The 23,671-nt window shown below is 53.6% G+C and carries 23 protein-coding genes; 16 read left to right on the top strand and 7 right to left on the bottom strand.

Annotated elements, in window-relative coordinates; translation table 11 throughout:
* Positions 1-30: 30 nt before the first annotated feature.
* Together OGY71_RS10320 and hdeB are read right to left on the bottom strand one after the other, a co-directional pair.
* The gene (locus OGY71_RS10320; RefSeq protein WP_191221488.1) at positions 31-1,974 is read right to left on the bottom strand and encodes a methyl-accepting chemotaxis protein; all 1,944 of its coding nucleotides are present in this window, start codon (positions 1,972-1,974) and stop codon (positions 31-33) included.
* Positions 1,975-2,129: 155 nt separating this feature from the next.
* Positions 2,130-2,459, bottom strand: coding sequence for an acid-activated periplasmic chaperone HdeB (gene hdeB, locus OGY71_RS10315; protein ID WP_003019999.1), 330 nt, complete (start codon positions 2,457-2,459; stop codon positions 2,130-2,132).
* 401 nt (positions 2,460-2,860) lie between these two features.
* On the opposite strand from hdeB, the gene OGY71_RS10310 reads away from it, so the two are divergent.
* From OGY71_RS10310 to OGY71_RS10280, 7 genes are read left to right on the top strand one after another with little or no spacing between them, the layout of a single operon-like run.
* Complete coding sequence (locus tag OGY71_RS10310; RefSeq protein WP_003020002.1) at positions 2,861-3,727, top strand: MurR/RpiR family transcriptional regulator; 867 nt, start codon at positions 2,861-2,863, stop codon at positions 3,725-3,727.
* Between the two features lie 14 nt (positions 3,728-3,741).
* Entirely contained in the window at positions 3,742-4,329 is a 588-nt protein-coding gene (ddpX, locus tag OGY71_RS10305; RefSeq protein ID WP_003832991.1) for a D-alanyl-D-alanine dipeptidase, read from the top strand.
* A gap of 15 nt (positions 4,330-4,344) precedes the next feature.
* Complete coding sequence (locus tag OGY71_RS10300) at positions 4,345-5,907, top strand: ABC transporter substrate-binding protein (RefSeq protein ID WP_003832992.1); 1,563 nt, start codon at positions 4,345-4,347, stop codon at positions 5,905-5,907.
* 44 nt (positions 5,908-5,951) lie between these two features.
* A complete protein-coding gene (locus tag OGY71_RS10295) occupies positions 5,952-6,974 on the top strand; it encodes an ABC transporter permease (protein WP_003020008.1) in 1,023 nt (340 codons plus the stop codon).
* On the top strand, positions 6,971-7,867 hold the full coding sequence (gene ddpC, locus OGY71_RS10290) for a D,D-dipeptide ABC transporter permease (protein ID WP_003832993.1): 897 nt from the start codon (positions 6,971-6,973) through the stop codon (positions 7,865-7,867). Before OGY71_RS10295 ends, ddpC begins: the two co-directional genes overlap by 4 nt.
* Positions 7,864-8,850: an ABC transporter ATP-binding protein gene (locus OGY71_RS10285; RefSeq protein ID WP_003832994.1), complete on the top strand. Its 987-nt coding sequence runs from the start codon at positions 7,864-7,866 to the stop codon at positions 8,848-8,850. The genes ddpC and OGY71_RS10285 overlap by 4 nt, the downstream gene beginning before the upstream one ends.
* Positions 8,843-9,778: an ABC transporter ATP-binding protein gene (locus OGY71_RS10280; protein ID WP_286613271.1), complete on the top strand. Its 936-nt coding sequence runs from the start codon at positions 8,843-8,845 to the stop codon at positions 9,776-9,778. The genes OGY71_RS10285 and OGY71_RS10280 overlap by 8 nt, the downstream gene beginning before the upstream one ends.
* 19 nt (positions 9,779-9,797) lie before the next feature.
* Here the strand turns inward: OGY71_RS10280 and OGY71_RS10275 are convergent, their stop codons facing one another.
* The gene (locus tag OGY71_RS10275) at positions 9,798-10,688 is read right to left on the bottom strand and encodes a LysR family transcriptional regulator (RefSeq protein WP_003020016.1); all 891 of its coding nucleotides are present in this window, start codon (positions 10,686-10,688) and stop codon (positions 9,798-9,800) included.
* Between the two features lie 142 nt (positions 10,689-10,830).
* Here OGY71_RS10275 and OGY71_RS10270 point away from each other — a divergent pair, with 142 nt between their 5' ends.
* The 6 genes from OGY71_RS10270 to OGY71_RS10245 are packed head-to-tail and all read left to right on the top strand — an operon-like array spanning position 10,831 to position 16,540.
* The gene (locus OGY71_RS10270; protein WP_286613269.1) at positions 10,831-11,538 is read left to right on the top strand and encodes a CoA transferase subunit A; all 708 of its coding nucleotides are present in this window, start codon (positions 10,831-10,833) and stop codon (positions 11,536-11,538) included.
* Positions 11,539-11,540: 2 nt separating this feature from the next.
* Entirely contained in the window at positions 11,541-12,197 is a 657-nt protein-coding gene (locus tag OGY71_RS10265; RefSeq protein ID WP_063941979.1) for a CoA transferase subunit B, read from the top strand.
* A 10-nt stretch (positions 12,198-12,207) separates the two neighbouring features.
* Complete coding sequence (locus tag OGY71_RS10260) at positions 12,208-13,413, top strand: acetyl-CoA C-acetyltransferase (protein ID WP_267394218.1); 1,206 nt, start codon at positions 12,208-12,210, stop codon at positions 13,411-13,413.
* Entirely contained in the window at positions 13,403-14,326 is a 924-nt protein-coding gene (locus OGY71_RS10255; RefSeq protein ID WP_164562780.1) for a 3-hydroxyacyl-CoA dehydrogenase family protein, read from the top strand. The genes OGY71_RS10260 and OGY71_RS10255 overlap by 11 nt, the downstream gene beginning before the upstream one ends.
* A 37-nt stretch (positions 14,327-14,363) precedes the next feature.
* Positions 14,364-15,758: a GntP family permease gene (locus tag OGY71_RS10250; RefSeq protein WP_196776256.1), complete on the top strand. Its 1,395-nt coding sequence runs from the start codon at positions 14,364-14,366 to the stop codon at positions 15,756-15,758.
* Between the two features lie 11 nt (positions 15,759-15,769).
* Entirely contained in the window at positions 15,770-16,540 is a 771-nt protein-coding gene (locus tag OGY71_RS10245; protein WP_218667426.1) for a 3-hydroxybutyrate dehydrogenase, read from the top strand.
* 84 nt (positions 16,541-16,624) lie between these two features.
* On the opposite strand, the gene osmC is transcribed toward OGY71_RS10245, so the two are convergent.
* On the bottom strand, positions 16,625-17,056 hold the full coding sequence (gene osmC, locus OGY71_RS10240; RefSeq protein ID WP_003833007.1) for a peroxiredoxin OsmC: 432 nt from the start codon (positions 17,054-17,056) through the stop codon (positions 16,625-16,627).
* A gap of 227 nt (positions 17,057-17,283) precedes the next feature.
* Here osmC and sra point away from each other — a divergent pair, with 227 nt between their 5' ends.
* The 3 genes from sra (at position 17,284) to OGY71_RS10225 (ending at position 21,323) form a co-directional block, all read left to right on the top strand.
* The gene (gene sra, locus OGY71_RS10235) at positions 17,284-17,424 is read left to right on the top strand and encodes a stationary-phase-induced ribosome-associated protein (protein WP_003833009.1); all 141 of its coding nucleotides are present in this window, start codon (positions 17,284-17,286) and stop codon (positions 17,422-17,424) included.
* A 179-nt stretch (positions 17,425-17,603) separates the two neighbouring features.
* A complete protein-coding gene (gene maeA / locus OGY71_RS10230) occupies positions 17,604-19,301 on the top strand; it encodes a malate dehydrogenase (protein ID WP_003833011.1) in 1,698 nt (565 codons plus the stop codon).
* A 309-nt stretch (positions 19,302-19,610) separates the two neighbouring features.
* Positions 19,611-21,323, top strand: coding sequence for an ABC-F family ATP-binding cassette domain-containing protein (locus OGY71_RS10225; protein ID WP_286613264.1), 1,713 nt, complete (start codon positions 19,611-19,613; stop codon positions 21,321-21,323).
* Between the two features lie 80 nt (positions 21,324-21,403).
* Here the strand turns inward: OGY71_RS10225 and OGY71_RS10220 are convergent, their stop codons facing one another.
* From OGY71_RS10220 to fdnH, 3 genes are all read right to left on the bottom strand, one after another.
* Positions 21,404-22,006 (bottom strand): inorganic diphosphatase, encoded by a 603-nt coding sequence (locus OGY71_RS10220; RefSeq protein ID WP_286613262.1) that lies wholly within the window; start codon positions 22,004-22,006, stop codon positions 21,404-21,406.
* A gap of 129 nt (positions 22,007-22,135) precedes the next feature.
* The gene (fdnI, locus tag OGY71_RS10215; protein ID WP_003020054.1) at positions 22,136-22,792 is read right to left on the bottom strand and encodes a formate dehydrogenase-N subunit gamma; all 657 of its coding nucleotides are present in this window, start codon (positions 22,790-22,792) and stop codon (positions 22,136-22,138) included.
* The gene (gene fdnH / locus OGY71_RS10210) at positions 22,785-23,669 is read right to left on the bottom strand and encodes a formate dehydrogenase N subunit beta (protein ID WP_003833024.1); all 885 of its coding nucleotides are present in this window, start codon (positions 23,667-23,669) and stop codon (positions 22,785-22,787) included. Before fdnH ends, fdnI begins: the two co-directional genes overlap by 8 nt.
* Positions 23,670-23,671: the final 2 nt, after the last annotated feature.

Here is a 23,671-nt window from a genome sequence, read left to right as displayed (position 1 = left end):
CAAGGTCTGTACCCGGATATGGTGTGGTTATCAGGCAACGGAAGGCTCAGGTAACCTGAAGGATGAGACCAGCAGTGCCAGCTGTTCCGCCTCCTCTTTCAGCGCCTGCGTCCGTGCTGCGGCATCATCAATTAACGAGGCATTCTGCTGAACGGTGCTGTCCATTTCGGTAACGGCCAGCGTGACTTCGGAAACGCCCTTACGTTGTTCTTCACCCGCAACGCGTATTTCCCCCATCAACTGGCGCACCTGACGCACATTGCTGACCAGTTCTCCCAGACGTTCGCCGGCAGTGTGGATTTGCTGACTTCCGCTACCTACATGAGAAACGGATTCATCAATCAACGTTTTAATTTCCTGGGCGGCGGTGGCACTGCGCTGAGCCAGCGTGCGCACTTCGGAGGCCACGACGGCAAACCCTCTGCCAGCATCACCCGCTCTGGCGGCTTCAACCGCGGCATTCAGGGCGAGAATATTGGTCTGGAATGCAATGCTGTCGATGACTGCGACAATTTCCACCATTCTGCCGGATGAGGCGCTGACGTTATCCATTGTTGAGATCACGCCCTGCATCACATCGCCGCAGCGGTTGGCCGTTTGCGCGGTGCTATCGGATAGCTCATCCGCCAGTTGTGTATTACTGGCGTTTTGATGAACGGTCGCATTTAACTGTTCCATCGCCGCCGAACTCTCTTCCAGCGCAGCGGCCTGCTGCGTGACGCGAGATGAAAGCTCCATATTACTGTCAGCCAGGCTAACGGCGTTATTCGCTACCACTGTGCTACTGCTTCTGACGGTGATCAGGATGGCCGAGATTTTATCGACGAACAGGTTAAACGCCTCGGCGATAGCTGAAATCTCGTCTTTGCCACGAACATCCAGACGACGGGTAAGATCGCCTTCGCCCTGCGCAATATCATCAAGTGCCTGGCGAGTATCATCGAGACGCGAAATCAGTCGGCGAACCACCAGCCATGATCCCACCAGCAACAGCGTCATGATAGGGATCAATACTTCCAGAACATCCTGCATCATCACTTTGGCGAGACCGACGATGCGTGATTCAGGTGTCACCAGCCCCACGACCCAGCCGGTATCCGCCATCGGGAACAGCATTACCCGGGATGGCGTATTCAACACGTTGTCTTTCGCAAGCGTAATCGTCTTCACTCCATCCGCCGGGCGCAAGGATTTCAGACCGTTTTGCATCGGGATAAGCCACTGTGCGCTTTGCGCCAAATCGTTAATGGTTTTATATTTTGCCAGGTCGGCCTGCGGGAAATAGAGAATTTGTCCCTGCTTGTCTACCACAAACGCGTAACCACCGGTGCTGTTTCCCTGCTGCTGCATAAAAGTGGCGACGTTATCCAGACGGATATCGGTGGTAGCGACACCGGCAAACTTGCCCGCCTGTTGATAAGGCACGCTGCATGTCACCATGTTGACGCCTGAACTGGCATCCTGGTAAACGTCAGACCATAAACAGCTGTTTTGTGAATGGCCTTTTGCCAGTTGATACCAGCTTTCATTGTGGTATCCACTCGATCCTTCGACGTTATAATCATTGGAATACACCAGCTTTCCTTCAGCATTACGCGCCCAGAAAAAACTTCTTTTCTCCACACCTGCGGTGAAGGCGTCTGGTTCTGGCCAGATGCCGCCGCCGGTAATAATCGAGTCTTTACCTTCACCAATAAGATGCGGAACAACGCTTTGGTACAGTGATTCATCGTTAGGCAACACTTCAGCCAGTCGCGACAGGCTGACGGTCTCACCTTCAATTCGGGACAATACGGTACTCAACTGACGGGTTAAACCTTGCCCTGTTTCTTCGATCAGAGCGGTGTTGATTTCAACGACGCGTGGCTGACCGCGCCAGAGCATAATCATCACGATAACAAGGCTCGTTACTGCAAGCAGCAGAATGCCGCCGATGGTTAAACGCGTTGAAATACGAGTAGGATACCAGGCCATACAAACTCCTTCTGCAAAAGGCTAACTTTTATCCAGTATCGGCACAGGCGTTTATATCTTTATAAAGTTTTCTTAAGTATTGCAAAACAAATTAGTGACAGCGTCACAAATAACAAAACCCAGCGCTTTGGCTGGGTTTTAATAACAGTTAAATCTTATTTAGATAATTCTTTTTTGATTTCGTCTTTTATTTTACTTAATTCACTCTGCGGATGTTTCTTGCAAAGTTCAACGGTCAGAGGAACTGCAGTCGTAACGGTTTCGTTATAGTCGACGTAGTCACCACCTTTGAAGTCTTCGTCTTCATTGAGCACCCAGAAGGCCACTGGAGCCATAGTTTGTGGGTTTAAATCAATAAACTCCTGGCAGTTCATGCCTTTTGGAGTCACTTCAGTTTTAGCGTTATCTGTTGCTGCATTGACGCTGACACTGGTTAACAGCGCTGCGACCAGAATACCTGCTGTAGAAAGGGAGAATTTATTCATTGTAGTACTCCATTTATAATATAAATAATATCTACACTTGCGCTTAACACCGTTAATGTAGCTCGCGAAAAATAATACCCCTACCATCATAAGAATAAAGATTACTGTTATTGATATGGCTGAAATTTATATTTCCCATTACTGATTCTTATGTCTGAGGGGTAAATGTTGCCCACAATGTGATCGTTCCGACGAAATCAGCAGATTCATACCCCTCTTCCTCTGCCGTTGCACCAAAACTGAACTACATTGCACAAATGTTGATCATTGGTTAATGAATATCGGTTTATTTTTAACAAAAACAGCCGACGTGCCGCTGTTACGCACATGGCACGCGTCCTGCATTGTTAATTCGCTAACAGAAATACGGTATCTGACAGGCAACTAACAGCGAGAAGGTAATGACAGCCAAACCAGAGTTATTTACCCGCATAGAGCAAACCTTTAGCCAGCTGACGCCCAGCGAAAAGCGCGTGGCCGGGTGGCTGTTAGCCCATGCTGTGCAGATCCCATTTGAAACCGCAGATGGCATCGCCAAAGCAACCGGCACCAGCGGCATTACCGTCGGACGTTATCTGCGTAAACTGGGCTTTCGTAACCTGGAGGATGCAAAAGCCAGTCTGCGTGAGCTTCCCGTTGTTCCCTATCAGCCCTGGGGAATGAACGAACGACTGGACTCCTGGCACCAGCAACAAAGCCTGCCGGATCGGGCGCATCAGTCGCTGTTGCTGGAGATCGACGCTATTACCCACGTCTACCAGCTCGCACAAGGCGAAACGTTTTTACGCATTGCACAGCAACTGGCGCATGCGGAAGCCGTGTACATCCTCGGGATCCAGTCCACCCGCGGGATCGCCAACGCCTTTTTTAGTCACCTGGAATACCTGCGACCTAAAGTCAGCTACTCCGAAGGCCTTTCCGGCAGTTGGGTAGAGTCGCTGAACTCGGGATTCAGCCAGCCTTACGTGGTTATTACCGATATGCGCGCCTACTCCGCTATTTCGCGACAATATTGCCGTGTCGCCACAGAGCGCTGCATTCCGCTGGCGCTAATTACCGATGTGTGGTGCCCATGGGCCAGGGATTATTCCATTGATTTACTACAGGTAAAAACCGACACCGGACATTTCTGGGACTCACTGGCGCCTGTGAGCTGTCTGTTCAACTTATTACTTTCTGCGGTGGTGGCACAACTGGGTGACGCCCTCGCAGGACGCCTGCAAACCAATCGCCAGTTACAACAACAATTTGGTCAATTCGAACAATAAACAGGATACGTGCTATGTCAGAACTCCCAGAACTGGTCGATCTGTCGGTGATATTTCCGTCGCTGCATATCGATCTTAAATACGCCACTGCCGACAACATTACCGGCGCACCAATCTACCGGGAAGCGCGTTGTCTGTTGCACACTGAGGCGGTTACCGCGCTGGCTAAAAGCATCAGTATTGCGCAACTGGCCGGCCTGCAGCTTGTGGTGTACGACGCGTATCGCCCCCAGCAGGCGCAGGCGATACTGTGGAATGCCTGTCCCGACCCGCAGTATGTTGTCGATGTCGCGATTGGTTCCAATCACAGTCGGGGTACGGCCATTGACGTCACGTTGATGGACGATCGCGGCCATCTCCTTGATATGGGTGCCGGTTTTGATGAAATGCATGACCGTTCCCACGCCTGGCACCCGTCTGTACCTCCGGCAGCGCAGCGTAACCGCCTGTTGCTCAATGCCATTATGTTTGGTGGTGGTTTTGTCGGTATTAACAGTGAATGGTGGCATTTTGAATTACCTGATGCCGCCCGTTACCCGCTGCTTGACGATCAAATAGATTGTTACACTGTCACGCCAATAACAACACAACATCCACTTTAATTCTGGAGCCTGGTTATGAAGACTACACCTGCGTTAAACGCCTTTTTCCGCCCCGCTCTGATAGCCGTTGCGTTAGCGTTTGCCCTGCCCGCCGCACAGGCTGCCGTTCCCAAAGATATGTTGGTGATTGGTAAAGCCGCCGATCCGCAGACGCTCGACCCCGCCGTGACCATCGATAACAATGACTGGACAGTCACCTATCCCTCCTACCAGCGGTTGGTTCAATACAAAACCGACGGAGGTAAAGGCTCCACGGAAGTTGAAGGTGATTTAGCCAGCGGCTGGAAAGCCTCTGACGATCAGAAAGAGTGGACGTTTACCCTGAAAAACGATGCCAAATTCGCCGACGGAACGCCGGTAACGGCAGATGCGGTAAAGCAATCCTTTGAACGTTTGCTCAAAATTGGTCAGGGACCTGCGGAGGCTTTCCCAAAAGATCTGAAGGTCGACGTCATTGATAACAATACGGTGAAATTTACCCTCAGCCAGCCGTTTGCCCCGTTTCTGTATACGCTGGCAAATGACGGTGCCTCAATCATTAACCCGGCCATCTTGAAAGAGCATGCCGCAGACGATGCCCGCGGATTCCTCGCGCAGAACACGGCAGGCTCTGGTCCCTTTATGCTGAAGAGCTGGCAAAAGGGACAACAACTGGTACTGGTGCCGAATCCGCATTATGCCGGGGCGAAACCGACATTTAAGCGTGTCTCAGTCAAAATCATTGGTGAAAGCGCCTCCCGTCGCCTGCAACTGTCACGTGGTGATATCGACATTGCCGATGCGCTTCCTGTTGACCAGCTTGCCGCTTTAAAACAGGAAGGCAAAGTGAACGTGGCGGATTATCCCTCATTGCGCGTGACCTATCTGTATCTCAACAACAGTAAGGCCCCGCTTAATCAGGTGGATTTACGCCGCGCCATCTCGTGGGCCACCGATTATAAGGGCATGGTCAACGGGATCCTGAGCGGCAACGGAAAGCAAATGCGTGGCCCGATCCCTGAAGGCATGTGGGGTTTTGACGACAAGGCCATGCAGTACAGCTTTGATGAAGCTAAAGCCAAAGCAGCGTGGGACAAAGTTGCCACCAAACCTGAAAGCCTGAGCTTCCTGTACTCCGATAATGACCCTAACTGGGAACCTATCGCGCTCGCCACCCAGGCAAGCCTTGGCAAACTGGGTATTAAGGTGAAACTGGAAAAACTGGCAAACGCCACCATGCGTGACCGCGTGGGCAAAGGCGATTACGACATTGCCATTGGCAACTGGAGTCCGGATTTTGCCGACCCGTACATGTTTATGAACTACTGGTTTGAGTCAGATAAGAAAGGCTTGCCGGGTAACCGTTCGTTCTATGAAAACGGTGAGGTCGATAAACTGCTGCGCAGCGCGCTGGCCACGACCGATCAGGTGGCCAGAACCAATGACTACCAGCAGGCTCAAACCATCGTGATTGATGAAGCAGCCTACGTCTATTTATTCCAGAAAAACTATCAGCTGGCGATGAACAAAGACGTCAAAGGATTTGTATTCAACCCCATGCTGGAACAGGTCTTCAATATCTCCACCATGAGTAAATAAGCCACGTTTATGCGGAGCCGTTCTGGCTCCGCAAGGGGAAGCTAATGACGTTCTGGAGTATTTTACGCCAGCGATGCTGGGGACTTATTCTGGTGGTTATCGGTGTTTGCGTAATCACCTTTATTATTTCACACCTGATACCTGGCGACCCCGCGCGGCTGCTGGCGGGTGACCGTGCCAGCGATGAAATTGTCGAAAATATTCGCCAACAGCTGGGGCTGAATCAACCGCTGTATGTCCAGTTTTTTCGCTATGTCAGCGATATTTTTCACGGCGATTTAGGCACCTCCATTCGCACCGGGCGTCCGGTACTGGATGAGCTGCGCATTTTCTTCCCCGCGACCCTTGAATTGGCTTTCTGTTCTTTGTTGCTGGCGCTGGTGATAGGTATCCCGCTGGGTATTTTATCTGCGGTCTGGCGTAACCGCTGGCTTGATCACCTTGTTCGGCTAATGGCAATTACCGGTATCTCCACGCCTGCATTCTGGCTGGGGCTGGGGGTTATCGTGCTGTTTTACGGTCATCTGCAAATTTTACCAGGCGGTGGGCGTTTAGACGACTGGCTGGATCCACCTGCTCACGTCACCGGTTTCTACCTGATTGATGCTCTGCTGGAAGGCAACGGCGAAGTCTTTTTCAATGCGCTTCAGCACCTGATTTTGCCATCACTGACATTGGCTTTTGTACATCTTGGGATCGTTGCCCGTCAGATTCGTTCCGCCATGCTGGAGCAACTGAGTGAAGATTACATACGTACCGCCCGCGCCAGCGGGCTCCCGGGCTGGTACATCGTGCTGTGCTATGCATTGCCTAACGCACTTATCCCATCAATCACCGTCCTCGGCCTGGCGCTAGGCGATCTGCTCTACGGTGCGGTATTGACCGAAACGGTCTTTGCCTGGCCTGGCATGGGCGCCTGGGTGGTGACCTCAATTCAGGCACTCGACTTCCCGGCGGTAATGGGATTTGCGGTGGTGGTCTCGTTTGCCTATGTGCTGGTCAACCTGGTGGTGGATTTACTCTATCTGTGGGTAGACCCTCGAATTGGACGTGGAGGTGCTGAATGATGCTCACTCAAGAAACACCGACCGCCCCTCAGACTGCACGCCGCCGCACGGACTGGGCCAAACTGTTCTGGATGATGAAAAGTAGCCCGCTGACGCTGGTTGGCGGGGTCATTATCGTATTGATACTGCTGCTGATGGTGCTGTCGCCGTGGATAACACCCCACGATCCGAATGCCATCAATTTGAGTGCGCGCCTGCTGCCCCCGTCAGCCGCTCACTGGTTTGGAACCGATGAAGTCGGTCGCGATCTGTTCAGCCGCGTCCTGGTAGGAAGTCAGCAATCTGTCGTTGCGGGTCTGGTGGTAGTGGGTATCGCCGGGGGATTGGGCTCACTGCTGGGTTGCTTATCGGGTGTCATGGGCGGACGTGCCGACGCGATAATTATGCGGATGATGGACATTATGCTGTCCATCCCTTCGCTGGTGCTGACGATGGCGTTGGCCGCCGCGCTGGGCCCCAGCCTGTTTAACGCCATGCTGGCGATTGCAATCGTCCGTATCCCTTTCTATGTACGCCTCGCCCGTGGCCAGACGTTAGTGGTGCGCCAGTTTACTTATGTACAGGCTGCCCGGACCTACGGCGCTTCACGCTGGCATCTGATTAGCTGGCACATTTTACGCAATTCTCTGCCGCCGCTCATTGTGCAGGCATCACTGGATATCGGCAGTGCGATCCTGATGGCCGCCACGCTCGGGTTTATCGGTCTGGGCGCGCAGCAGCCCAGCGCTGAATGGGGTGCGATGGTCGCAATTGGCCGCAATTACGTGCTTGATCAGTGGTGGTATTGTGCTTTTCCCGGCGCCGCCATTCTGATTACCGCCGTGGGCTTTAATCTCTTTGGCGATGGTATTCGCGATCTGCTGGATCCGAAAGCCGGAGGAAAACAGTCATGACACAACCCGTACTGGAAATCGAAGATTTGCATCTGAGTTTCCCCGGCTATAAAGCTGACGTGCATGCGCTGAACCATGTATCACTGCACATCAACCGCGGAGAAATTGTTGGTGTGGTGGGTGAATCCGGTTCCGGTAAGTCCGTGACCGCCATGCTCACCATGCGTCTGCTACCGGAGGGAAGCTATCGTATTCACCAGGGACGCGTTTCGCTGCTGGGTGAAGATGTGCTCAACGCCAGTGAGAAACAAATGCGCCAATGGCGCGGCGCACGCGTCGCGATGATCTTTCAGGAGCCCATGACGGCACTGAATCCGACCCGCCGTATCGGCCAGCAAATGGTGGAGGTGATCCGCCATCATCAGGCGTTAAGCCGAACGGATGCCCGCCAGAAAGCTGTTGCTCTACTCGAAGAGATGCAAATCCCGGACGCGCCAGAGGTCATGAAACGATTTCCGTTTGAGCTTTCCGGCGGTATGCGCCAACGCGTGATGATTGCGCTGGCCTTTTCGTGCGAGCCGGAGCTTATCATTGCCGATGAACCGACCACTGCTCTGGACGTCACGGTGCAACTGCAGGTGCTGCGTTTGCTGAAGTTAAAAGCGCGCGCCAGCGGAACAGCGGTGTTATTTATCAGCCATGATATGGCGGTGGTTTCACAGTTATGCGACCGGTTGTATGTCATGTATGCCGGGAGCGTGATTGAGAGTGGCCCGACGCAAACCGTTATTCAACGTCCGACGCACCCCTATTCCATTGGCTTGCTGAAATGTGCACCGGAACACGGCGAACCGCGCGCATTGCTGCCCGCCATTCCCGGCACCGTGCCGAACCTAACCTGCTTACCTGCCGGATGCGCGTTTCGCGAACGCTGCTTTGCCGCTGGTCCTCGTTGTGAAGAGATGCCTGCGTTAAGTAGTCAGGGAGGCGCGGATCAACAATCTGCCTGCTGGTATCCGCAACTGGAGACAACACATGTCTGATTATTTACTGGCGCTGCAGGATGTTCATGTCAACTTTCCTGCGCGTAAAAACTGGCTTGGCAAGGTTACGGAACGGGTGCATGCGCTCAACGGTCTGGATTTACAGATTCACCAGGGTGAAACGCTGGGGATTGTTGGCGAATCCGGCTGTGGAAAAAGTACGCTGGCGCAACTGCTGATGGGCATGTTGAAACCCAGCCAGGGAAGCTATTCTCGCCGTGGTGAAAAACAGCATAACGGTATGCAAATGGTCTTTCAGGACCCTCTTTCATCGCTGGATCCGAGCTTACCGGTGTGGCGGATAATTACCGAACCGGTGTGGATCCAAAAACGGAGTCCGGAGCGTGAACGACGCATGCTTGCCGAGGATTTGGCACGGCAGGTGGGGATTCGTCCTGAATATCTCGACCGCTTGCCGCACGCGTTTTCCGGTGGACAGCGCCAACGTATTGCTATTGCCCGGGCGCTATCGTCAGAGCCGGATGTTATCGTCCTTGATGAGCCAACTTCAGCACTGGATATCTCCGTGCAGGCGCAAATTCTCAACCTGCTGGTGTCGCTACAGGCGCGTAGAAACCTGACCTACGTATTGATATCGCATAACGTGTCGGTGGTCCGCCATATGAGTGACCGTGTGGCGGTGATGTATCTCGGGCAAATTGTTGAGCTGGGCGATGCCCAACAGGTTCTCACTCACCCCGCCCATCCGTACACACGATTATTGCTGGACTCGGTCCCTAAAACGGGCGCACCGCTGGCGGAAGATTTGGTGTTACGTAAGACTGAGCTACCGGGAAACCGAACGTTGCCCCAGGGCTGCTTTTTCCGTGACAGATGTCCATTGGCAACCCACGGTTGTGACAAAAAACAGGCATTGCTGAAGAGTGATACCGGCTGTGACGTTCGCTGCTGGCGGGCGGTTACATGACCAGAGCCGTTGAGAAAAGTCAGGTGCGATACGCCTTTTTCAGTGAATCCACCAGCACCTCGGAAGCGGTAGATAATTTATGATGCGCCGAACGCAAAACCCCGATCCGACGCTGGATCACCGGCGTATCCAGATCGATACAGGTTGCGCCTAACTCTGTCATTTGCGTGCGGCATAGTGCAGGTACGGCGCTACCGCCCAGACCGTTAGCCACCAGGCGGCCAACGGTCACCAGCTGATGGCTCTCCAGCGCTACTTCCAGAGTATGTCCGCTTTGCACCAGTTGTTCTTCCAGCATCAGCCGCACGGCGGACGGGCGTTGCAGGGTGATAAAATCCAGCGTCAGCAGTTCGCGCCACGCAATACGATCCCTGTCTGCCAGTCGACAGGTTGGCGGCACAATCGCGATAAAACGATCCACACCGAGCGGCGTGAAATGCAGATGTCCCGAATAGTCCGGCTCGAAGGCTATGCCCATCTCGACCCGCCCTTCACTGACCATTTCAATCACGTGTTCATTGATCACATCATGAACCGTTACGTTGATACCGGAATAAGAATCACGAAATGTTTTCAGTACCGATGGCAGGACGTTAGCGGCAAATGAGGGCATGGCGGCGATCGATATTTTACCGCGCTGCAGCGTAAAGCGCTGGCGCATGGCTTCTTCCGTATTCTCCCAGTCCGCCAGCAGCTGTCGCCCCATATTCAGCAGCGTTTCTCCCTCCTGCGTCAGGGTCACTTTGCGGGTCGTTCTTAACAGTAACGCCCCACCCAGCGAATCCTCCAGTCCTTTAATCGCCAGGCTTAACGCGGGTTGCGACATATTCAGTCTTTCGCTGGCATGAGCAAAATTCAGAGTGTGAGCTACCGCTAAAAACGCGCGTAACTGTTTGATGCTCATTCCCATTTCGCATTCCTTTAACTTGTTGAATACCTTTAATTAACATTAAATTGATAAAAAAACCCAATGAGTGAGTCACAAATTTAAAATTAACAAATCATTTTTCACCCTCAATGATGTCGGCAAGGACAACTTGGGAGGCAAGTGTATGGCTGGACTGGATAAACGTGTTGCCACTTATCAAGAGGCGCTGGAAGGACTGACCGACAACATGACGCTGCTGGCGGGCGGTTTTGGTTTATGTGGGATCCCTGAAAACCTGATTACCGAAGTCCGCCGTCGGGAGGTTCAGGGACTTACCGTTGTGTCTAACAACTGTGGTGTGGATGGCTTTGGTCTTGGCGTGCTGCTGGAAACGCGTCAGGTGCGCAAAGTGGTCGCGTCCTATGTAGGGGAAAACGCCCTGTTTGAGAAACAGGTGCTTAGCGGCGAACTGGAAGCCATCCTGACGCCGCAGGGTACGCTGGCAGAGCAGTTGCGCGCGGGCGGCGCGGGGATCCCTGCATTTTTTACCGCGACCGGATATGGAACTCCCGTGGCGGAAGGTAAAGAGGTTCGCGAGTTTGCCGGACGCCCTTACATTCTTGAGCAGGCGATAACCGGCGATTTTGCATTGGTTAAAGGCTGGAAAGCCGACTGGTACGGCAACGTCATCTATCGCCACACCGCACAGAACTTTAATCCGCTGATGGCCGCCGCCGGGCGCATTACCGTCGTGGAAGTTGAAGAGATTGTCCCTCCCGGAGAACTGGACCCTGCGGCGATTCACACTCCCGGAATTTTCGTTAACCGCATTATTCAGGGGCAGTTTGAAAAACGTATTGAACAACGCACCCTGCGCCAGGAAGGAGCCTGACCATGTTAACGCGTGAACAAATGGCGATGCGCGTCGCCCGCGAGCTGCGCGACGGTTATTACGTCAACCTTGGGATCGGTATTCCCACGCTGGTGGCAAATTACATCCCTGATGGCATGGACGTGATGCTGCAATCAGAAAACGGTTTGCTGGGTATGGGCCCGTTTCCCACAGAAGACGAAATTGATGCCGACATGATCAACGCCGGGAAACAGACAGTGACGGCGCGCAAAGGCGCGGCGATTTTCGACTCAGCGCAATCCTTCGCCATGATCCGCGGCGGCCACGTTGATCTGACGGTGCTCGGTGCGTTTGAAGTCGATGTTAACGGCAATATCGCCTCTTGGATGATCCCCGGAAAAATGGTGAAAGGCATGGGCGGCGCGATGGACCTGGTTGCCGGAGCCGACAATATCATCGTGGTAATGACCCATGCTTCCAAAAGCGGTGAGTCGAAACTGCTTCCCGCCTGCACCCTGCCGCTGACCGGCGTGGCCTGCATCAAACGCGTGCTTACCGACCTGGCTCTGCTGGAAATTGCCAACGGTGCATTCATTCTGCGTGAACGTGCACCGGGCATCAGCGTGGATGAGATTGTCGCCAGAACCGCCGGTAATCTCATCGTTCCCGAAAATGTCCCAGAAATGCAATTTAGCTGAGGAGCTGACCATGCAGGATGTTGTCATTGTCGCGGCAACGCGCACCCCGATTGGCAGTTTTCATGGCGCGCTGGCACCACTTTCCGCGGTTGAGCTTGGTTCAGTGGTGATCCGTTCGCTGCTGGAAAAAACGGCTGTGGAACCCGAGCAAATTGATGAGGTGATCTTAGGTCAGGTTCTGGCCGCGGGCTGCGGTCAGAATCCGGCCAGACAAACGGCGTTACGCGCAGGTCTGCCAGTCACCACGCCCGCGCTAACCATTAATCTGGTGTGTGGTTCGGGTCTGAAGGCGGTGCATCAGGCGGTACAGGCGATTCGCTGTGGCGATGCGCAAATCGTGATTGCCGGAGGCCAGGAGAGCATGAGTAATGCGCCCTATTTTCTCGACGGGGCGCGGGCCGGTCTGCGGTTGGGTCATGCCAGCATGAAAGACAGCGTGGTGCATGACGGTCTGTGGGATGCGTTCAACGACTATCACATGGGAATTACTGCCGAAAATCTGGCGGATAAGTTTGTTATCAGCCGTGAGCAGCAGGATGCTTTTGCCCTGCGCTCCCAGCAAAAAGCCGCCGCCGCCATTGAAGCGGGTCGTTTTAGCGCGGAAATCACGCCGGTTAGCGTCCCGCAGGGCAAAAAACCGCCACGTGTGGTGGATCGTGACGAACAGCCTCGCCCGGATACTCAGGCCGACAAGCTGGCGCAACTTAAACCAGCATTTCGTCCAGGTAACGGTACGGTGACCGCCGGAAATGCCTCATCCATCAATGATGGTGCCGCCGCGGTGATGTTGATGAGCGCAGCCAAAGCCGCAGAACTCAATTTGCCGGTGCTTGCCCGGGTGGCAGGCTACGCGGTTTCTGGCGTCGATCCCGCCATTATGGGGATTGGGCCGGTAGAAGCATCACTCCAGTGCCTGAAACGTGCTGGCTGGACGCTGAATGACGTGGATCTTATCGAAGCCAACGAAGCATTTGCCGCACAAGCGCTGGCGGTTGGCGAATCCCTGAACTGGGACAGCAACCGGGTGAACGTGAACGGCGGCGCAATTGCTCTAGGGCACCCGATTGGCGCATCAGGTTGCCGGATTCTGGTAACACTGCTGCACGAAATGGCTCGCAGCAACGCCGCAAAAGGGCTGGCTACGTTGTGCGTGGGCGGAGGTCAAGGTGTGGCGCTGGCAGTAGAGCGTTCACAGGAGGTATCTCATGCAAAGTAAACCTATCTGCGTCCTGGGGGCGGGTTTAATGGGCGTCGGCATTGCTACCCACTTCGCCCGTTATGGTCACGATGTCTGGTTATACGATACCGATAGCAGCCGAATTGCAGAAATAAGCGGAGTTGCCGGCGGTATTCTGGATGAGCTGATAGCCACCGACCAATTTGCCATTGGTGAAAAAACGACGGTCGTGTCTCGCCTGCACGGCACGACCTCGCTACAGGATATTGCCGCATGCCGGTTACTGATTGAAGCGATCCCGGAGCGGCTCGAACTCAAACACGCACTGTATGCCCAACTGGAAGAGCTGATCGCGCCGGAGGCCGTTATTGCCAGTAATACCAGTGGCCTGCCGCCGGATGCACTGGCGGAAAAGCTCGCCCATCCTGAACGGTTGCTGATAGCCCATTTCTGGCACCCGCCTCATTTTATTCCGCTGGTCGAAATTGTACCTGGCACCGCAACGAAGCCGAAATATCTCCATGAATTACAACAAATGCTGATCGCGATGCAACTTGAGGCGGTGGTGCTCGACCGCGCTGCCCCAGGGTTTGTCGGCAACCGACTACAGTTTGCCCTGCTACGCGAAGCGCTACATATCGTTAAAAGCGGCATCGCCAGCGCAGAAGTGGTTGATCAGGTGATGCGCGCCTCGCTCGGACGTCGCTATGCAATGGTCGGTCCGCTGGAGGCTGCTGATATGACCGGGCTTTCTACGGTGCAGGACATTTGTCGGCATCTGCTTCCGGAACTGGCAACCGGCAGCGACATGATGTCGCTGGTCGCTGACAAGGTTGCCAACGGTGATACCGGTTTACGCAGCGGTCAGGGATTTTATCGCTGGGATGATTCGCGCAAGGAGTACATCCAGCAACGCAGAGAGCATCAGCTGCGTTTTGCTCTGAAACCATAACGTCTCTTTCTGTACCCCAATATAATAATAAGGAGTCATGATGAGTGTATTAATCGCCCTGGCAGCGCTGGGCCTGCTGATGCTGGCAGCCTATCGCGGATACAGCGTCATTCTGTTTGCCCCCATCGCGGCATTAGGTGCTGTATTGCTTACCGAACCCAGCGCCGTCGGCCCTGCCTTCACCGGCCTGTTTATGGAAAAAATGGTCGGTTTTGTGAAGCTGTACTTCCCGGTGTTCCTGCTGGGGGCAGTGTTTGGCAAGTTAATCGAGTTATCTGGATTTTCACGTTCCATTGTTGCTGCCGCTATCAACATCCTCGGTCGTCGTCATGCCATCCCGGTGATTGTGCTGGTATGTGCGCTGTTGACCTACGGCGGCGTATCGCTGTTTGTGGTGGCCTTTGCGGTGTATCCGTTCGCGGCTGAACTGTTCCGTCAGAGCAATATTCCTAAACGCCTGATCCCGGCAACCGTTGCGCTGGGTGCCTTCTCCTTCACCATGGATGCCCTGCCAGGCACACCGCAGATCCAGAACATTATTCCGACCAGTTTCTTTGGTACCAACGCCTGGGCCGCGCCGTGGCTGGGTTTGATAGGTTCCGTATTTATCATCGTTGTTGGTCTGGTTTATCTCGAACGTCAGCGTCGTAAAGCACAGGCTAAGAATGAGGGTTATGGCACTGAACTGTTAAACGAGCCGGAAACGCCGGATAACATTAATCTGCCGAACCCGATCATCGCGATCTCTCCGCTGATCCTGGTTGGGGTATTTAACCTGTTGTTCACCCGCTGGATCCCGCAATGGTATGGCGCAACGCATCAACTGGAGCTTCCGGGTCTCGCCAAGCCGATTACCACCGAAGTCGGTAAAATCACCGCTATCTGGGCAGTGGAAGCGGCGCTGATTTCTGGGATCCTGCTGGTGGTGCTCTTCGGCTACCGCAACATTAAAGGTCGCCTGGCGGAAGGCAGCAGAACGGCGGTTGGCGGCGCGATCCTCGCGGCGATGAACACCGCGTCAGAGTACGGTTTTGGCGCAGTAATCGCCGCCCTGCCAGGTTTCCTTGTACTGTCAAAAGCACTGGCGGCTATTCCTGACCCGCTGCTCAATGAAGCAATCAGTATCACTACGCTCGCCGGGATCACCGGTTCGGCGTCTGGCGGGATGAGTATTGCCCTTGCCGCCATGTCTGACACCTTTATCGCGGCCGCTCACGCTGCCAATATCCCACTTGAAGTCTTCCACCGCGTGGCGTCTATGGCCAGCGGCGGTATGGACACCCTGCCGCATAACGGCGCGGTCATTACCTTATTGGCTATCACCGGTCTCAGCCATCGTCAGGCGTATGGCGGAATTTTCGCTATTACCGTCATTAAAAGTCTGGCCGTACTGTTTGTCATCGGCGTCTTCTACACCACCGGAATTGTTTAAGGAGAATCATCATGAACTTAACGGGAAAAATCGCCCTGGTTACCGGCTCGACCAGCGGTATCGGATTAGGTATCGCACAGGTGCTGGCGCAAGCGGGCGCTACCCTGATCCTTAACGGGTTTGGTGATGTGGATGCCGCTAAAGACGCTGTTGCGCAATATGGCAAAACGCCAGGTTATCATGGCGCGGATCTGAGCGATGAAGCGCAAATTGCCGACATGATGCGCTATGCCGAGAGCGAATTCGGCGGTGTTGATATTCTGGTCAACAATGCGGGGATCCAGCATGTATCCCCGGTGGAAACCTTCCCGATTGATAAATGGAACGCGATTATCGCTATTAATCTCTCTTCCGTTTTTCACACCACGCGTCTGGCGCTTCCTGGTATGCGCGCGCGAAACTGGGGGCGCATCATTAATATCGCTTCTGTTCACGGCCTGGTGGCTTCAAAAGAGAAATCTGCCTACGTAGCGGCGAAGCACGGCGTGGTGGGATTCACCAAGACCATTGCGCTGGAAACCGCGCAGACGGGGGTAACCTGCAATGCGCTGTGTCCCGGCTGGGTGCTCACGCCGCTGGTTCAGCAACAGATCGATAAGCGTATTGCCGAAGGCGCAGAGCCTGAGGCTGCGCGTGACGCCCTGCTGGCGGAAAAGCAGCCGTCGCGCGAATTCGTCACGCCGGAACAGTTAGGTGAGCTGGCACTATTTCTGTGTTCAGACGGTGCGGCGCAGGTGCGTGGCGTGGCGTGGAATATGGATGGCGGTTGGGTAGCGCAATAACATCATCAGGTGCCGGATAAGACTGACTTACATCCGGCACAGTCGTAGGCCGGATAAGACGCAGTCGCATCCGGCACGCCACGATTAAGACTTCAGCTGATAATCCAGCGTAATTTCCGCGTTCAGTACCTGCGATACCGGGCATCCGGCTTTTGCTTTCTGGATGATGCCGTCAAACGTGGCGGCGTCTATCCCCGGCACGCTCACCTGGCTATGCAACGCGACTTTAGTGATCGCAAACCCGGCATCTACTTTATCCAGAGAAACATCGGCAGTGGTATCAATGGCATCTGGGGTAAACCCCGCTTCGCCCAGCATCAGCGAAAGCGCCATCGAGAAACAGGCTGCATGGGCCGCGCCAATCAATTCTTCAGGATTGGTGCCTTTCTCACCTTCAAACCGTGTATTAAACCCATACGGTTGCTGATTCAACACGCCACTTTCGGTCGACACAGTGCCTTTGCCGCGCTTAATGTCGCCTTCCCAGTGTGCCTGACCTTTCTTATGGATAGTCATTACCGCTCTCCTGTGTTGTCGTCGGAGTTACTAGTATAGGACGCCCGGGAAAAAGCATGTTACATACGGGATAGTTCTCATTTGCCGCTTAAGCATTGACCTTTCAGATAAAATGACCGACCATCCAGAAAGCCGTTATGTTGAACATCGGCTTTAAATCAGGTTGTATTTCGTCCGTTCTCATACGGGCTCGCCCTTGAAACCAGTAACAGGATTAAGGAGTTAGAATGAAATCGAACCGTCAGGCCCGTCATATTCTCGGACTGGACCACAAAATCTCAAATCAACGTAAAATCGTGACCGAAGGTGACAAAACCAACGTGGTCAATAATCCTACTGGAAGAAAGCGCCGCACTGACGGCAAGTAGCCTTTCGCACGTCTGACTGAGTAACGAGATAAACACCATTGCAACCGCAGTGGTGTTTTTGCTTATAAAACCCCTTAACCCATTCACAATGCTTTATACTTCGCCCGTTTCCCTGGCGGACAGGCTACATACGATCATAAAGAGCGCCAGGGACGGTTATTCAAAAAAGAGTGAGTGACATGGAAAACGAAACCAAAAAACTGCGTTCCCTTTACATCCCCTACGCTGGCCCGGTACTGCTGGAATTCCCTTTACTGAATAAAGGGAGCGCCTTCAGTGTGGAAGAACGCCGTAACTTCAACCTGCTGGGGTTACTGCCGGAAGTGGTCGAGACGATTGAGGAACAGGCTGAACGCGCCTGGATCCAATATCAGGGATTCAAAACCGAAATCGACAAACATATTTACCTGCGCAACATCCAGGACACCAACGAAACCCTGTTTTACCGACTGGTGCATAATCACCTGGATGAGATGATGCCAGTTATCTATACCCCAACGGTCGGCGCGGCCTGTGAGCGTTTCTCTGAGATTTATCGCCGTGCGCGCGGCGTGTTTATCTCTTATCAGAACCGCCACAATATGGACGATATCCTGCAAAACGTCCCTAACCACAACATCAAGGTCATCGTTGTCACCGATGGCGAACGTATTTTAGGTCTTGGCGATCAGGGGATCGGCGGGATGGGCATTCCAATCGGTAAACTGTCGCTGTATACCGCATGTGGCGGAATTAGCCCGGCCTATACTCTTCCGGTGGTACTGGACGTGGGGACCAACAACCAGCAACTGCTGAACGATCCGCTGTATATGGGCTGGCGCAATCCGCGTATCACTGATGATGAATACTACGAATTCGTTGATGAATTCATCCAGGCCGTGAAGCATCGCTGGCCGGACGTGCTGTTGCAGTTTGAAGATTTCGCCCAGAAAAACGCCATGCCGCTGCTGACCCGTTATCGTGATGAAATTTGCTCGTTTAACGACGATATTCAGGGCACCGCGGCGGTTACCGTCGGTACGCTGATTGCGGCTAGCCGCGCGGCCGGTAGCCAGTTGAGCGAACAGAACATCGTCTTCCTCGGTGCGGGTTCCGCCGGTTGCGGGATTGCCGAGCAGATCATTGCGCAGATCCAGCGTGAAGGTTTAAGCGAAGAAGCGGCGCGTCAACGCGTATTCATGGTCGATCGCTTCGGCCTGTTAACAGACAAAATGCCGAACCTGCTCTCCTTCCAGACCAAACTGGTGCAAAAACGCGAAAATCTCCAGCACTGGGATACACAAGAAGATGTGCTGTCGTTGCTCGACGTGGTCCGCAACGTTAAACCTGACATCCTGATCGGCGTTTCTGGACAAACCGGCCTGTTTACCGAAGAGATCATCCGCGAAATGCACAAGCATTGTCCGCGTCCGATCGTCATGCCGTTGTCTAACCCCACTTCCCGTGTTGAAGCTACGCCACAGGATATTATCGCCTGGACCGAAGGTAACGCGCTGGTTGCGACCGGTAGTCCGTTCGCACCGGTACTGTGGAAAGATAAAATTTACCCAATCGCCCAGTGTAACAACGCCTATATCTTCCCGGGTATTGGTCTGGGTGTGATTGCGTCTGGCGCGTCGCGCATCACTGATGAAATGCTGATGTCGGCGAGTGAAACGCTGGCACAGTATTCACCATTGGTGCTCAACGGCGAAGGCCTGGTGCTACCGGAACTGAAAGATATTCAGACCGTTTCTCGCGCCATTGCCTTTGCCGTCGGTAAAATGGCGCAGCAGCAAGGTGTGGCGGTGAAAACCTCCGCCGAAGCGCTGCAACAGGCGATTGACGATAATTTCTGGCAAGCAGAATATCGCGACTACCGCCGTACCTCTATCTGACGCTTTGCCCGGCGGCAAACTGCTGCCGGGCGTTCAACACTTGCGCTTTTGCGCAACTTACGATTACACTTTCACCACCGATTAACATTCTGAAAAACAAAAGGAGGATACTTATGCTGTACTGTGAACGTTTTATCGTTTCACATGCTTTTGGCGATCGCCAGTGCTCAAGCGTTATCGGTATCGTGCTGCGATAACTTCTGCTTGAGCGAAGCTAACTTCTAAATCCCCTTCTCTCGGGCTTACCGGGTTATCGTCAGCGATGTTTGACGAGGCGTTTTCACGCCTGTAACTCTTGAGTAAGCAACAATGAGCACATTACTAACCGCACAATCTTTACACGTTGATACGGCATTCGGCACGCTATTCGACGATCTTTCCTTTACCCTGAAAAAAGGCGACCGCATCGGGCTTATCGGTTACAACGGCTGCGGCAAAAGCACACTGTTAAAACTGCTCGATGGCACGATCTCGCCCACCAGTGGGGCAATCGCGCAGGCGAATCACTGCCATCTCGCGCGTGTAGAACAACATCTACCTGACGATATACTGCCGCTTACGCTGCAGGAAGCCGTTCTCGCTCAACTTCCCGAGCATGAACGCGCAGCTCAGCAGTGGCGGGTTGAAGCACTGCTTGCCGAAATGGGTTTTACGCCAGAGAATTTATCTCTTACAGCGCAAACGTTGAGCGGTGGCCAGCACACGCGCTTGCTATTAGCGCGGGCACTGATGCGTAATCCTGACCTGCTGCTGCTGGATGAGCCGGGTAACCACCTGGATTTGCCTACATTACTGTGGCTTGAGCAGTTCTTACAGAACTGGTCTGGCAGTTTTGTGGTGGTCTCCCACGACCCGCAACTGCTGGATGCGGTGACTCACGGAACCTGGATCTTACGCGATCGCACCCTCCATGCGTTTGATCTACCCTGTAGTGCAGCGCGTCAGGCTCTGGCAGAAAGAGATGTCAGCGATGCTCTGCGCCACAAGGCTGAGCAAAAAGAAATAGACCGGGTGACTGCCAGCGCCAAACGGCTGGCAACCTGGGGGCGGGTCTACGACAACGAAGATCTCTCCCGCAAGGCCAAGCAGATGGAAAAACAGGTACAGCGCCTGAAAGAGGTGCAAACAGAAGTAACGTCAGGAAGTCAGTGGACACTAACATTGCAGGGTGATGCCCTGCGTGCAGATCGTTTGCTGGAGATGACCAATCTGTCTGTAGCCCCTGTTCCTGGTGCAGATACACTGTTTTCCATTGCCGGTATCCGGTTAAAAAGCGGCGATCGCGTGGCGATTGTCGGGCGTAACGGTTGCGGGAAATCATCGCTGTTAAGGCTTATCTGGCAACAGTTCCAGGCACAGATAGCATCAACTTCACTGGTGTTACACCCGCGCGTTACGCTGGGTTATTACGACCAGACGCTGCATCAGCTTGCCGATAACGATTCATTGTTTGACGCGCTGGAAGCGTTTGCCCCGCAGCCAGAGATTCGCAAGATGGCGCTGATTAGCGCGGGATTTCCGTGGGTTCGTCATGCGCAGCGGGTCAGTACATTAAGCGGCGGTGAGCGCTCCCGGCTACTGTTTGTTGGGCTGACGCTTGCGCGCTACAGTCTGCTGATGCTTGATGAACCGACCAACCATCTGGATATGGAAGGCAAAGAGGCGCTGGCAGAAACGCTACAAAGATATAACGGCGGCGTGTTGCTGGTCAGTCACGACCGGCAGCTTATCAGCCAAAGCTGTAATCGGTTCTGGTTAATCGACAATGGCGAACTCAGTGAATGGCACGATCTGGAGGCGGTCAATGCGCGTATTCGGGAAACGTCCGCGGAGATAACCGTTCCCAAAACGGCGGTCGTAGAGAAAACTGAAATAAGCGGTGACAGCGATAGATTGCTGGAACAACTTCTCGATCTTGAGCAGCGTCTGGCCGACGATCTCGCCCGCAAGCCGAAACATCAAAAACCGTTGTTACAGGCGCAATGGCGCAAGGAGATAGAGGAAATAACGGCGAAACTCTGATAGCAACGCCCGGTGGCGCGACGCTTACCGGGCCTACAAAAACGTAGGCCGGATAAGCGCAAGCGCCATCCGGCAATGCGTTATTGCTGCGGTTTTTTCTCTTTCCAGGCATCCCAGGCCTGTCTGATCTCTTGCTTTGCCGTAGCGGCATCATTGAAACCGTTTAATTCGACCTTCTTGCGCCCTTCCGGCAGATCTTTGTACACGCGGAAGAAAGATTCCAGACGTTGAACTTCAACCTTGGGCAGATCGCTTAACTCTTTGATGTCGTCATAAGTGGGGTCAATTTTACTGGCCGGAACAGCGACAATTTTGTCGTCCTTTTCACCGCCGTCGATCATCTTCAGTACGCCAATAGCGCGCAGCTTAATCAACGTTCCCGGAGCAAGCGGCGCACGGGTATAAAAAATGACATCCAGCGGGTCGCCGTCACCGGCTAAAGACTGGGTGAGTGAACCGTAGTTGGCGGGATAGGCAACCGGCATTGACTGGAAGCGATCGGCAACGATAAAACCGGTTTTGGCGTCGGTTTCATATTTAATCATTCCACCTGCCGGAATTTCGGTTACGGCATAAAACTCTTCCGGGTTGTTCTCCGGCTGAGGAAATTCGAGGATGTTCTGCGCCTGAGCTGAAGCACAAAGAAACACGCTGACAGCGAGTAATTTTTTCACCAGATGCATTGTCTTTTAACTCTTCTATTATCGGAAAGACAACACCTTACGTTCAGCAGATGACAGAAACATGACGTTTTTTTGGCAAAAAAATGGCGCTACCGATGTAGCGCCATTGCGTAGAGGGAACATCAGGGATTAGTTAACCCCCTCCTCACTCTCTTTTTTCGCTTCTTGTCTTTCAACTTCGCGATACCAACGCGGGTGATGTTTCTTCGCCCAGCGACGGCTCACTTTCCCTTCAACCATGCCTTTAATCGATCCTTTCACCCAGAATGCCATATACATATGGATGAGGATGGCGTGCATCAGGATAATCCCCGCAGCCGCATGGATCAGCAGGCTATAGCGCACGACCTGCATCGGGAAGAACTGCGCAAAGTACGGACGCCAGATAATGATACCGGTAATCAGCAGCACGAAAATCATGCTCATAATCGACCAGAACATCATTTTCTGCCCGGCGTTGTATTTGCCCACATCCGCCACTTTGTGTTCATTGCCTTTCAGTACTTCCACAATGTTTTTCAGCCACGGAATATCTTTCTTATCCGGGATGTTGTGGTGCACAAAGCGTACAAACATGAACATCAGCGCCACGAAGATCAGTATGCCGAAGAACGGATGCAAAATGCGTCCCATCTGCGGCGTACCGAAGGTTTGCGTCAGCCATTGCAGAGTCGGGAAGAAAAATGAAATCCCCGACAGCGCTACCAGGAAGAAGCAGATCACCACCGTCCAGTGACAGGCGCGGTCGATAAATTTCGTGCGCACAATCATTTTCGACTTACTCATGATGATCCTCCTCGTCGTCGTCCACTTCCTTATTCGGACCAATACCAATGTAGTGGTAAATCAGTCCGGCGAAGGTGGCGATAAATCCGGCAGCGGCCAGCGGCTTCAGCGCCCCTTTCCACAGATTGATAGAGGTATCTATCTGCGGGTCTTTTGGCAGACCGTGATACAGTTCAGGCTGGTTGGCATGATGCAGAACGTACATGACGTGCGTGCCGCCCACACCTTCCGGGTTGTAAAGACCGGCATGTTCAAAACCGCGTGCTTTCAGTTTTGCCACACGCTGTTCGCCCATTTCCAGCATTTCCTGCTTGGTGCCGAAATGTATTGCCCCGGTCGGACACGTTTTCACGCAGGCAGGTTCCTGCCCGACGCTGACTCGGTCCACACACAGCGTACATTTATACACGCGGTTATCCTCTTTATTGAGGCGCGGAATATTAAATGGACACCCGGCAATACAGTAGCCGCAGCCGATGCAGTGCTCTGACTGGAAATCGACAATCCCGTTGGCGTACTGGATGATGGCCCCGGCAGACGGGCACGCCTTCAGGCAGCCCGGATCTTCACAGTGCATACAGCCGTCTTTACGAATCAACCACTCCAGCTTGCCGTTCTGTTCGGTTTCGGTAAACCGCATCACCGTCCAGGACTTGGCGCTGAGATCGGCGGGGTTGTCATACACCCCGACGCAGTGGCCAACTTCATCGCGGATATCGTTCCATTCTGAGCATGCCACCTGACAGGCCTTACAACCTATACAGGTGGAAACGTCGATCAGCTTCGCGACTTCTGCTTTGTAATCACGGGCCTGAGGCGGCGGCGTGATGGAGTTTGTTGCGGACCGTTTGATGATGTCCTGCGTTTCCATAGACATAT

Origin of the sequence: Citrobacter sp. Cpo109 (assembly GCF_030332565.1) — a bacterium.
Classification (GTDB): domain Bacteria; phylum Pseudomonadota; class Gammaproteobacteria; order Enterobacterales; family Enterobacteriaceae; genus Citrobacter; species Citrobacter portucalensis.
This window is presented reverse-complemented; position numbering and strand designations above follow the sequence as displayed.

Excerpts from the sequence above, each read along its gene's own strand:
- OGY71_RS10320 (WP_191221488.1), bottom strand. The coding sequence starts at position 1,974 with ATGGCCTGGTATCCTACTCGTATTTCAACGCGTTTAACCATCGGCGGC.
- hdeB (WP_003019999.1), bottom strand. The coding sequence starts at position 2,459 with ATGAATAAATTCTCCCTTTCTACAGCAGGTATTCTGGTCGCAGCGCTG.
- OGY71_RS10310 (WP_003020002.1), top strand. The coding sequence starts at position 2,861 with ATGACAGCCAAACCAGAGTTATTTACCCGCATAGAGCAAACCTTTAGC.
- ddpX (WP_003832991.1), top strand. The coding sequence starts at position 3,742 with ATGTCAGAACTCCCAGAACTGGTCGATCTGTCGGTGATATTTCCGTCG.
- OGY71_RS10300 (WP_003832992.1), top strand. The coding sequence starts at position 4,345 with ATGAAGACTACACCTGCGTTAAACGCCTTTTTCCGCCCCGCTCTGATA.
- OGY71_RS10295 (WP_003020008.1), top strand. The coding sequence starts at position 5,952 with ATGACGTTCTGGAGTATTTTACGCCAGCGATGCTGGGGACTTATTCTG.
- ddpC (WP_003832993.1), top strand. The coding sequence starts at position 6,971 with ATGATGCTCACTCAAGAAACACCGACCGCCCCTCAGACTGCACGCCGC.
- OGY71_RS10285 (WP_003832994.1), top strand. The coding sequence starts at position 7,864 with ATGACACAACCCGTACTGGAAATCGAAGATTTGCATCTGAGTTTCCCC.
- OGY71_RS10280 (WP_286613271.1), top strand. The coding sequence starts at position 8,843 with ATGTCTGATTATTTACTGGCGCTGCAGGATGTTCATGTCAACTTTCCT.
- OGY71_RS10275 (WP_003020016.1), bottom strand. The coding sequence starts at position 10,688 with ATGGGAATGAGCATCAAACAGTTACGCGCGTTTTTAGCGGTAGCTCAC.
- OGY71_RS10270 (WP_286613269.1), top strand. The coding sequence starts at position 10,831 with ATGGCTGGACTGGATAAACGTGTTGCCACTTATCAAGAGGCGCTGGAA.
- OGY71_RS10265 (WP_063941979.1), top strand. The coding sequence starts at position 11,541 with ATGTTAACGCGTGAACAAATGGCGATGCGCGTCGCCCGCGAGCTGCGC.
- OGY71_RS10260 (WP_267394218.1), top strand. The coding sequence starts at position 12,208 with ATGCAGGATGTTGTCATTGTCGCGGCAACGCGCACCCCGATTGGCAGT.
- OGY71_RS10255 (WP_164562780.1), top strand. The coding sequence starts at position 13,403 with ATGCAAAGTAAACCTATCTGCGTCCTGGGGGCGGGTTTAATGGGCGTC.
- OGY71_RS10250 (WP_196776256.1), top strand. The coding sequence starts at position 14,364 with ATGATGAGTGTATTAATCGCCCTGGCAGCGCTGGGCCTGCTGATGCTG.
- OGY71_RS10245 (WP_218667426.1), top strand. The coding sequence starts at position 15,770 with ATGAACTTAACGGGAAAAATCGCCCTGGTTACCGGCTCGACCAGCGGT.
- osmC (WP_003833007.1), bottom strand. The coding sequence starts at position 17,056 with ATGACTATCCATAAGAAAGGTCAGGCACACTGGGAAGGCGACATTAAG.
- sra (WP_003833009.1), top strand. The coding sequence starts at position 17,284 with ATGAAATCGAACCGTCAGGCCCGTCATATTCTCGGACTGGACCACAAA.
- maeA (WP_003833011.1), top strand. The coding sequence starts at position 17,604 with ATGGAAAACGAAACCAAAAAACTGCGTTCCCTTTACATCCCCTACGCT.
- OGY71_RS10225 (WP_286613264.1), top strand. The coding sequence starts at position 19,611 with ATGAGCACATTACTAACCGCACAATCTTTACACGTTGATACGGCATTC.
- OGY71_RS10220 (WP_286613262.1), bottom strand. The coding sequence starts at position 22,006 with ATGCATCTGGTGAAAAAATTACTCGCTGTCAGCGTGTTTCTTTGTGCT.
- fdnI (WP_003020054.1), bottom strand. The coding sequence starts at position 22,792 with ATGAGTAAGTCGAAAATGATTGTGCGCACGAAATTTATCGACCGCGCC.
- fdnH (WP_003833024.1), bottom strand. The coding sequence starts at position 23,669 with ATGTCTATGGAAACGCAGGACATCATCAAACGGTCCGCAACAAACTCC.